At 58.1% G+C, this 9,736-nt stretch carries 7 protein-coding genes and 2 pseudogenes; 3 read left to right on the forward strand and 6 right to left on the reverse strand.

Annotated features, from left to right (window positions below; all coding sequences use genetic code 11):
- The 5 genes from AB3X89_RS37895 to AB3X89_RS37915 all read right to left on the reverse strand — a co-directional run.
- The coding region (locus AB3X89_RS37895) for a hypothetical protein (protein ID WP_368587765.1) at window positions 1-404 on the reverse strand (404 nt) is incomplete at its 3' end.
- 188 nt (window positions 405-592) lie between these two features.
- A complete protein-coding gene (locus AB3X89_RS37900; protein ID WP_368587766.1) occupies window positions 593-1,195 on the reverse strand; it encodes a nitroreductase family protein in 603 nt (200 codons plus the stop codon).
- A 149-nt stretch (window positions 1,196-1,344) separates the two neighbouring features.
- Complete coding sequence (locus AB3X89_RS37905) at window positions 1,345-2,262, reverse strand: LysR substrate-binding domain-containing protein (RefSeq protein ID WP_368587767.1); 918 nt, start codon at window positions 2,260-2,262, stop codon at window positions 1,345-1,347.
- 199 nt (window positions 2,263-2,461) lie between these two features.
- A complete protein-coding gene (locus tag AB3X89_RS37910; RefSeq protein ID WP_368587768.1) occupies window positions 2,462-2,962 on the reverse strand; it encodes a flavin reductase family protein in 501 nt (166 codons plus the stop codon).
- A gap of 27 nt (window positions 2,963-2,989) precedes the next feature.
- Complete coding sequence (locus AB3X89_RS37915; RefSeq protein ID WP_368587769.1) at window positions 2,990-4,315, reverse strand: LLM class flavin-dependent oxidoreductase; 1,326 nt, start codon at window positions 4,313-4,315, stop codon at window positions 2,990-2,992.
- Window positions 4,316-4,789: 474 nt separating this feature from the next.
- Here AB3X89_RS37915 and AB3X89_RS37920 point away from each other — a divergent pair, with 474 nt between their 5' ends.
- The 3 genes and pseudogenes from AB3X89_RS37920 to AB3X89_RS37930 form a co-directional block, all read left to right on the forward strand.
- Window positions 4,790-6,169, forward strand: a complete 1,380-nt coding sequence (locus tag AB3X89_RS37920) for an MFS transporter (RefSeq protein WP_368587770.1) — start codon at window positions 4,790-4,792, stop codon at window positions 6,167-6,169.
- Between the two features lie 17 nt (window positions 6,170-6,186).
- Entirely contained in the window at window positions 6,187-7,476 is a 1,290-nt protein-coding gene (locus AB3X89_RS37925) for an NAD(P)/FAD-dependent oxidoreductase (RefSeq protein WP_368587771.1), read from the forward strand.
- 115 nt (window positions 7,477-7,591) lie between these two features.
- Window positions 7,592-7,945: pseudogene (locus AB3X89_RS37930) on the forward strand (transposase); the annotation flags it as partial.
- A gap of 278 nt (window positions 7,946-8,223) precedes the next feature.
- Here AB3X89_RS37930 and AB3X89_RS37935 read toward each other — a convergent pair.
- A pseudogene (locus tag AB3X89_RS37935) lies at window positions 8,224-9,314 on the reverse strand (gamma-glutamyl-gamma-aminobutyrate hydrolase family protein).
- Window positions 9,315-9,736 lie beyond the last annotated feature (422 nt).

Below are 9,736 nucleotides of genomic sequence, written 5' to 3' on the forward strand. Positions count from 1 at the left end.
GGCCTCAAAACGCTTAAAGGGACGGTGAATTCGCATTGAATCTGCACAATGCGAAAAATCTTGCGACGAGAGTCGCGTAATTGGAGCGGGGCCTCTTCAACTCGGGTGTACTTCAGCAGCCTGTTAGAGAATTCAGTCTGCGGTGTGGTTTCGCTCTCGAGCGAGAAGGTACCCTCCAGGACGTGGAAGATCTCGTTTCGGTTTGATGGATAGACGAACTTCCAGGCGCCAACCTCTGCCTCCCAGAAACCGACACCCGAACGTGATGGTTCAAAGTCCACTAAAGGACGGCTGATTCTCTTCGGCTTACCAGTGATTAGCATTTCGTCAGCGGGATAGCTCATATTCTCCTGCAGCCGAGTCGGGTCGATCTTACAAACCCGTTCGAAATCCAACTGTTCCATAGCTTCTCCAAATAAAAAACGCTGTTACGTTGCTCGTGTCATAGGGCAACGCGTAAGAGACGGCGCATGCGGGCCCTTCGGGTACCTTCGTGCTTAGCTGCTGACACCTGGTCTGCACGCCGCCGCACGCCAGCTCCCATGGCCCGACGAGCCCGCACGCATGGTTGAAAATGGCGCTTCTAAAACAGTTATGTTCCGTCGACAAAACGTCCTTCCGCCGCCATGTCGACCAGTGGTCGACGGTCACTCGGCACCTCCTCTGCTCGGAGAAAATGCTGAAGTAGCGCAGCATCCCCAGCCCGGCCCACTGCTACGCAGGCTTCGATTGAAAAATCGTCTGGAATGCTCAGTTCGCTACGGATGTGGTCGCTGTTGATCCCTGCAAGAGCATGAGCGCTCCACCCTATAAGGCTAGCTTGCAACGCAAGAAACGCCCAGGCAGCTCCGGCGTCAAATGAATGCGTAGGCAACGATAGTTCCTCATATTTTCCAGGTATCCGAAATGTCCGCTTTGACATAACCACAACGATCGCCGCGGCACGGACTGCCCACGAGCGGTTGAAGTCATTCAAAAATGAAAGAAACGAGTCCCAGTGATCCGTGTCCCAACGGGCGTAAACAAACCGCCAGGGCTGAGAGTTATAAGAGGAAGGAGCCCAACGAGCAGCTTCGAGAATAGTGAGAACGGTACGCTCATCGATAGGATCCAATGTGAAGGCGCGAGGTGACCAGCGCTCGACGAACTGCGCATCGATTGGATAACTAGGTGTGCGAAGCGTTGGAATAGCCATAGCCAAAGCTCGATAACGATCTATTCGAAACCAAAATAGACGCAACATTTGAGACGGATGTCTCAAAAGTCACGCCCGAGACTTAACCTATTCAGGAAATCAATCGACACCGCCGGTGCCACCCCGCGGTTAGAAGAGTCTCTGCGGAGTCATACGGGAGGTCTGCAAGCTCCGGCCACCTCAGCGAACCATCGGTCACGACACTCCTTCATAAACGAAACAAATGTTCGCCCTACTTTCGACAACGGGCGACACCTTGGGTATAGCAGTCCAACCCTGAAGGTAATGCAAGGGTCTACGAGGCGAACATCGACCCGATCAAGGTATCCGTGAACACTGAATGGATCGATAAAACCGACACCCATTCCCAGTGCGGCCAACTCGCATGTTGAGTGGGAGAACGAGGTATCGATGCGCATGACACGGTGTACGTCTCGCGATTCGAAAAAGCGATCAACATGCGGCCGGGCTTGATAGTGCGCCGTGGTGGAAATAAACGTACGCCCTTCGAAATCCGTCGGTGAAAGCATCGACTTGTCCGCGAGCTGGTCCCCCTTCTTCATGACGGCGTAGTAGGGAACATTACAGAATTCGTCTACTGAAAGGTCCTCGCGGTCGTAAGGGACTTCTGCAAGACCAAGATCGATTCTTTCCGTCGCAATCCAGTCCTCCACCTTCGTGGAGCTTTGAACATCCAATGAGATATCAACGTCTGGATGAGCTTCACAAAACCGGGCTATGACCGCCGGCAAAAAAGTTATTCCTAGGGCCGGCATGCATGCGATCGAGACGCTGCCTACGCGAAGTTTCCTCACATCAGCGGCAAGCTCCCCGATCCTTCGGTACGCACGGAATGTGTTCTCTACTTGCTCGTGGATCATCCTTCCTTCAGGCGTCGGCACCAGCCTGCCAGCAGCGCGGTTGAACAATGTCACGCCGAGCTCCTTTTCGAGCTCGGTGATCAAGCGACTCACCGATGGCTGAGACAGCCGCAGTAAGTCCGCAGCACCGTTTACAGTGCCGACCATCATAGTCGTGCGGAATGCTTCAAGTTGCCGGATGTTCATAGTTTTCCAGTTGATAGCCCACTTTCAACAGCCATCATCTATGTTTCGGACCAGCATCGCAAGGATGTACCGACCATGGTGTTCGGACGGTCGGGCCTTCCTGGTGCTTCGCGGCTGGCACTACTCAATAAAGATTCGGTCACGATGAGCGATTACACTGGCCGACAATCCGTTCGACTTGAAGCACCGGCGTCCGCAGTCAAATAGTCAGAGGTGCGCTCCGCGCAAAGCCGCGTTCGTGCCACAGAAGGCATCCCGCATCAGCGGTCTCATTAAATGCAATCTCTCTGATCACTCCAACGATGATGGAGTGGGTGAATCCGTCATGCTGATCACTGATTTCACAGTCCAATGCAACCGTTGCATCAGCCAGGACCGGTGCACCGGTCACGAGAGATGCCCATTTGTTGGCAGTGAAGCGGGCTTGCCCTTTAGTCTTGCGAAATGTGTCAACGACCCCGCAGTGCGCTGTCGAGAGCAGATTTACGGCAAAACCACCCGCTCGCAGGATCGCGTCGTGGGACGAAGCGCTCTTGTTCACGCAGACGATGACCGACGGCGGGTCGTCGGATAGACTGCATACCGATGTAGCGATGAGGCCGACCGGCTTTGCGTCGTGCATTGCGGTAATAACTGTAACGCCGGCAGCGAACAACGACATCGCCTGCTGGAAGTTAGCTCTGGAATCAATGGTTTTCATTTGATCACCTGCCTGGACTATGACGGATCACGCAACCTTGAAGATGCTGGGTTTGAGGCCAAGGTTCTCGCGCAGAGTTCGTCCTTCATAGCGATCCCTGAACAATCCGCGGCGACGCAGTTCCGGGACGAGGAGATCACTAATGTCATCCATGCCGCCCGGAAGGATGGCCGGGCAAAAATTGAAGCCGTCGGCGCCATCATTCTTGAACCACTCTTCCATCTCATCAACGATGTCGCTCGCAGTTCCAATCGCGAGGCGTACCCAGAAAGTCGATGCGACGCGTTGGTAGAGTTGCCGAATTGAGAGTTTCTCGGCACGAGCCATCTCCAACAGGTTTGATGCGATGCTCCTGAGTTTCTGATCACCGATGTCCGGCACCGGCCCGTCAAGCGGATACCCAGACAGGTCGCCCAGGGCGTTATAGAGCGAGGCCAGACCGCTCAGCGGGTGGATAAGCTCCTGAAGCTGGTCGAACTTGTCTTGCGCCTCTTGCCTGGTCTTACCTACGAACGGTGTAATGCCCGGCATGATTAACAACTCTTCCCGCTCGCGACCATACTTCGCAAGCCGCGCCTTAAGATCGCCGTAGTAATCTTGCGCATGCTTCAGGTCGTGCGAGTTACTGTAAACCACATCCGCGCATCTAGCAGCAAGTTCACGTCCGGCCTCGGAAGCTCCGGCCTGCACGATGATCGGTTCTCCCTGTGGTGTGCGCGCCGAATTCAGTGGACCCCGCACCTGGAAGTGCTTGCCGTTATGATCAGGAACGTGCAACTTGTCTTCGTGGTAGAAAAGTCCGCTTTCCTTGTCTCGAACGAACGCGTCATCCTCCCAGCTTCGCCAAAGGGATTTGACGACGTCGACGAACTCGTCGGCTCGTTCGTACCGCTCCTCATAAGCAAGGTTCTCATTCCTGTTGAAGTTTTGAGCTTCCTCATCTGACCATGATGTGACGACATTCCATCCGGCGCGGCCACCGCTGATGTGATCGATCGAAGCGTATTTACGCGCGATGTGGAATGGTTCGTTGTACGTGGTCGAGGCGGTTGCCACCAGGCCGATATTTGACGTCGTCGCGCCCAGTGCGGCGAGGAGGGTGATCGGTTCCAACTCAGCATTCCGCATGTCACGCGCAAGAGATCCTTTCGGATTGTCATTGGCGCGGATCCCAAGACCGTCAGCAAAGAAAACCATGTCGAGATGCGCTGCTTCCGCCTTGCGGGCCGTGCTCAGGAAGTACTCGAAACTGAGCGCGCCGTCCGCAGGCACGTCCGGGTGCCTCCAGGCGGCCACGTGATAGCCGAGATATCTCATCGAGAGGCCGAGCCTCATTTTACCGTCTTTGGTCATTGCAAGCGCTCCCATTCGTGGACTGTTCCGCCCGAAACATGGCGGTATGGGTGAATATTCGCGCTTCACCGTCCGATAAACAATGTCGCCAAAAGCGGCCGACTATTTGAAAAGTGGATAAGGGTATTCCCTTACTTTGAGTGCAAGGGCGGACTGGCTGCGGTGTGCTGCCGCTGAACGCGGCCTTGTATTTCCGGCGGTCCGGGTCCATAGCCGCGCTTCTCGACCCCGAATTGGAGATCGACGGTGGCGGGAATGCTCGATGGGCGAGTCAATGAGGTGCCGAGTCAAGTCTGTATGTATCAGGGGAAACCCTCTATACGAATTTCAAATACCGGACCTTTTTTGACGGCATTGTGTCGTTCACGTGGACGGCCCACCATCCTAATCATGCCGCTCATGCATGGCCGGCGGCGCAACGAATAAGGCCGCAACTGAAAGACATCGATTCCGGCAGCAGATGTCAAGAAGCGAATGTCTCTCCCTGCCGCTGCTGTCGCGACGACGCGCGGCGATACACCCGTTGGGCTGGTCGCCAGCACCGACTGCAAAGGAAACAAGATGCCTAACAGAGCCAACACCCTTGACCCCATTATCTGCACGAAAACCATAACCAGCAGGATGCGCGATGTCATTGCCGCGAACTTCGGCACTTTCTTCGAATGGTTCGATCTGCTCGTGTACGCAATGTTCGCGATTACTGTGTCAAAGCTATTTTTTCCGACCGGTGACGAACAATCGGCGCTGTTGCTCAGTCTCCTAACCTTCGCAAGCTCATTCCTCATCCGTCCGGTCGGTGCGATTATTCTAGGCGTCGTCGCGGACAAACATGGCCGGCGTTTCACGTTAAGCCTCACGGCGTTCCTGATGTTGTGCGGCACCGCCTCGATCACCCTTGTGCCCACGTATGACAAGATCGGCGTATTCGCGCCGGTAATTCTAGTCACGGGACGCCTGCTGCAAGGCTTTTCGGCAGGGGGCGAATTTGGAGCAGCCAATTCATTTCTGACCGAGCAGGATTCAAAGCGGAGGGGGTTTTTCGGGAGCCTGCAATGGTCGACGTCGGGCCTCGCCGTACTGGCGGCCTCGCTCTTCGCCTACGGCGTGAATCGCTATCTGTCGCCGCAACAGATCGATTCCTGGGGCTGGCGTCTGCCATTCGCCTTTGGCTGTCTGATCGGACCGATTGGCCTCTACATCCGCAGGAAAGTGAACGAGACGGCCGCGTTCGAGCAAGCGAGCGACGTGGTACCACACAAGCCGCTGCGCGAAACGGCGCAATCACATATGTCAAGCGTGCTCATGGGCGCGATCATTTCCGGCGCGGGCGGCCTCGCAAGCTTTATGAACATCTACATGCCGACGTTCGCAATTCACAATCTGGGAGTCAGCAAGGACGCAGCCTTTTTGTCATCGATTCTGAGCGGCCTCGTATCCGTCGTGTTCCCGATAATCGGTGGCATCGCAGCGGACCGGCTCGGCACCGTCAAGGTGATGCGTGCCGCACTACTGTGCGGCATGATGCTGATCCTGCCGCTCTTTTACATGCTCACGCGTGCACCGAGCACCGCAACATTGATCGCATTCCAGTGCACTCTTTCACTGGTGTTCTACAGCTTCTACTACGCGCCGGTCAGCTCGTTGCTCTCACAACTGTTTCCTACGTCCTGCCGTACCACCGGCTCGTCGCTCGCCTACGTAATCGCGATGACGCTGTTCGGCGGACTCACGCCTGTCGTGACCAACCTTCTCGTGAAATTGACGGGCAGCATCATGTCGCCGGCCTATTACCTGATAGTGATTTCGACTCTCGCGCTCGTGGCCCTGATCGCCAGCCGAAAGCGCGTCAACTGACATATCTCCGAGCTAACATGCTGCCCATTCAAGAAATCACATTGAAACCCGACTTGCCCAAGCAGGTCTCTGTCGCAATTATTGGCGGCGGAATTATTGGCATCAGTTGCGCGCTCGCGCTGGCGCGCAAGGGTGTCGACGTCGCGGTGTTCGAAAAAGGCACGATCGGTTGCGAACAGTCTTCGCGCAATTGGGGCTGGGTACGCTCCATCGGACGCGACATTAAGGAACTGCAACTGTCTGTCCTCGCTAACGAATTGTGGCAGTCAATCCAGTCGCAAATCGACGTGGGCTACCGGATGACGGGACTCGCATATCTTGCGAAGGACGAGTCGGAGATGGCTCTGCATCACAAATGGATCGATGCGTCCGGCGCCAGCGGTGTCCGCGTCAGGCTTCTCGGCAGAGCCGAACTCGCCAGGTTTCTCCCGCAGTCGAGTCGCACATGGGAGGGGGCGCTGTATAGCGCGATCGACGGTGTCGCCGAACCCACCATGGCCACACGGGGCATCGCCGAACTCGCTCGCGCGACCGGTGCATCGATCTTCGAGCACTGTGCGGTGCGCGGCATTGATATGTCCGCCGGTCGCGTGTCAGCTGTCGTGACCGAGCACGGCGTCGTGAAATGCGCCGACGTGGTTTTGGCAGGCGGTGCGTGGTCGCGGCTGTTCTGCGGCAATCATGCAATTGACTTTCCGCAACTCAAGGTTCATGCGTCCGTGCTGCAAACCGCGCCTATCGACGCTAAACTGGACGTCGCGATCAACGGGGGCGACTTCACATGCCGCAAGCGCTGCGACGGCGGATACACAGTGTCGAAACTCGGCGCCTCGGTCGCCGATCTCACCCCCGACAGCATTCGCCTCAGCACGAAATTCCTGCGTGCCTGGCTCAAAGAGCGCAAGTATCTGCGGCTCCGTTTCGGACGCCCCTTTTTTGATGAACTGAAGATTCCGCGCCGCTTCAGCATTGACGGGCCGACGCCGTTCGAATCGTACCGCGTGCTCAATCCTGAGGCTAACAACGGCATGCTCAACGACGCAATGAATTGCCTGAAGCAGACCTTTCCATCGTTCGCCAATGCGACGATTGCACGTACGTGGGCAGGTATGATTGACGTCACGCCCGATGCGCTGCCGGTTATCTCGAAGATCGAGCGGATACCGGGTTTCTATCTCGGTTCCGGCTTTTCAGGCCATGGCTTCGGCATTGGACCGGCCGCAGGAGCTGTGCTCGCCGATCTGGTAACAGGCGATCGCACGCAGGTCGGGATCGAAGACTTCGCCCTGAGCCGCTTTTGCTCGTAGGGATGGAGGTTCCTCCTTTGACACCGGGACGCATGCTAGCACGACTATATGCATCCGCTACCGCGACGCCTTCGAGCCCAATGGAGCTCGGTGTACGCTCAGCGGAGCTGCGGAAATGCTTGAGTGCGGGTTCGAGACCCGACGCAAACGCACGCGACGCAACGAGTTTCTTGACACGATGAACACGATCGTTCCGTGGGCCGAATTGTGTGCGCGGTAGTCGAACTGTATTACCGGAAACGCGGGGTCGTCCGCCGATTCGTTCGGAGCCGATGCTGTGGATTCTCTTCGTGCAGCGCTGCTTCAATCTGGCCGAGCTCGCTTGCAAAGAGGCCCTGTATGACACCACCAGCCTGCGTCACTTTGTGGGCATTGACCTGCGCTGGGAAGCCGTACCGGATGTGACAACGCCGTCAAGTCCGACGCCTGCTTAAAGCACCAACTCTGCGAACGACTCTTCGCCGAGGTCCGGGGAGTGTATCGACGCCACTGCCGTTGTCCGCGCGGTGCCGTCACGGCAGGACGGGCCGGGCCACCCGCGTACGTGCACACGGCCAACACCAATGACACGTCATATATCGCGCGGCGTGCAGCAACTACCTTCCGGAAGATTGCGTCGGACTCGGGCGGTCGAGTCGGAGACAGCCGGAGATCGTAAAAAGCAGCGTCGCCCCGGGTTCACCCTCTAGGGTGCTGCGATTCCCGTCAACCCTTCAGCGCCTTCGAGACGGGTAGCTCACACAGGCGTCACAGCCTCATATCGCGCGCCGCACGCAAAAACGTATCGAGCAGCGGCGCGCAGTCGAGCAACTCGTGGCCGCCTGCGCGGTGGATCTCCGGGTGCCACTGCACGCCGACGACGAACGCCGCGCGCCGATAGCGGATTCCTTCGATGATCCCGTCGTCGGACGACACGTCCTCGATGTTAAGATCGCGACCGAGCTCGAGGATCGCCTGATGGTGGATCGAGTTCGCGATCACTTCCCTGCGCCCCGGCAACATGCTCGCCAGCGTCGAGCCTTCCGGAAAGCGGATCGCTTACCGGTGCTGGCCGTAGCGCTCACTCACGTGCGCGTTCGCGGTCGGCACGTCGGCGCGATGTCCTGATACAGCGATCCGCCGAATGCGACGTTGATCAGTTGACAACCGCGGCACACACCGAGCACCGGCTTGCCCGACTCTACGAACTCGTGCAGCACTCGAGCTCGTACATGTCGCGCGCGCGATCGCCCGGCCATTCCGGCCGTGCGTCCGATGCGGCGTAGGTTTGCGGCGACCCGTCCGCGCCGCCTTGCAGCAGCCCATTGAGATGCTGCCCGTAGTCGCGCTGCCGGATGTTGCTCTGATGCAGCATCCCTTGGTGCCCGACGGTCGGGATCATGAACACGAGGACGTCGCGCGACATCAGACAGCACGCAATCGATTCCTCCAGATACTGCAGAGTCTTGCCACGCAACCCCAGCACGCCGGGTTCCGGATGCAAGATCCGTGCGGACACGCCGGTCCGCAGCGTGTGCTGCGTAATTCGCAGGCCAGCACGATCGAACACGCGCCGAACGCGCGCCGCAATGATCCGGCCGAGCGCCGACCATGGCCTGTCGCTACGACGCAGGGACGTGCTGGTGCCGGCGACGCCGCGCCGGCCGGCGGTGGCCACAATGATTCGAAATCCGGTTGCGCGCCCCGAAGCCCGGCGGCAAGCTCGCCTTGGCCGCGGCGGCGGTCCCCGATCTGGCGAATAGCGCGGCGGCGGGTGATCCGGCGTTGGGCGGCGAAGCAGCGAACCAGCCGAATCGGTAGTTGAACCGGCCGACGAAGCATCGGGGGCAGTAGCCAATGAATCTTCGGCGTCGGGTGCAACCGGCGCGGCAAAGTCGCCACCTGTCGCACACCGGCGTCAGTGGCATCGTGCGCGGGTGCGCGGGCATGGTCTGGACCGGTGATGCGCTCCGCGCGCCCCCCGGAGCGAAACTCCGTGGCGCCGTGCTGCTGAAATGGGAGGACGACGGAGACGGCGAACCGGAGGCACCGGCGGACAAAGGCGTGTTATCGCTCATGACGAGGTCTTGCCCGTCCTTCATGCGAATAAAGAGACGATAGATATATCTTTCAAAAGTACGGCGGGTGGACCAGAGAGGTGGCGCCGGAATTTCGGACAAGGTCGGTAAGTGGAACGGTCGGGGCCTGAGCTGGTCATAGGGACCAGCAAAAGGAACCCAAAGATGGCAAAAAGAAGCCGCCGGTCGCATAGCCCGGCATT

Origin of the sequence: Paraburkholderia sp. BR14320 (assembly GCF_040948665.1) — a bacterium.
In the GTDB taxonomy this organism is placed as follows: Bacteria; Pseudomonadota; Gammaproteobacteria; order Burkholderiales; family Burkholderiaceae; genus Paraburkholderia; species Paraburkholderia youngii.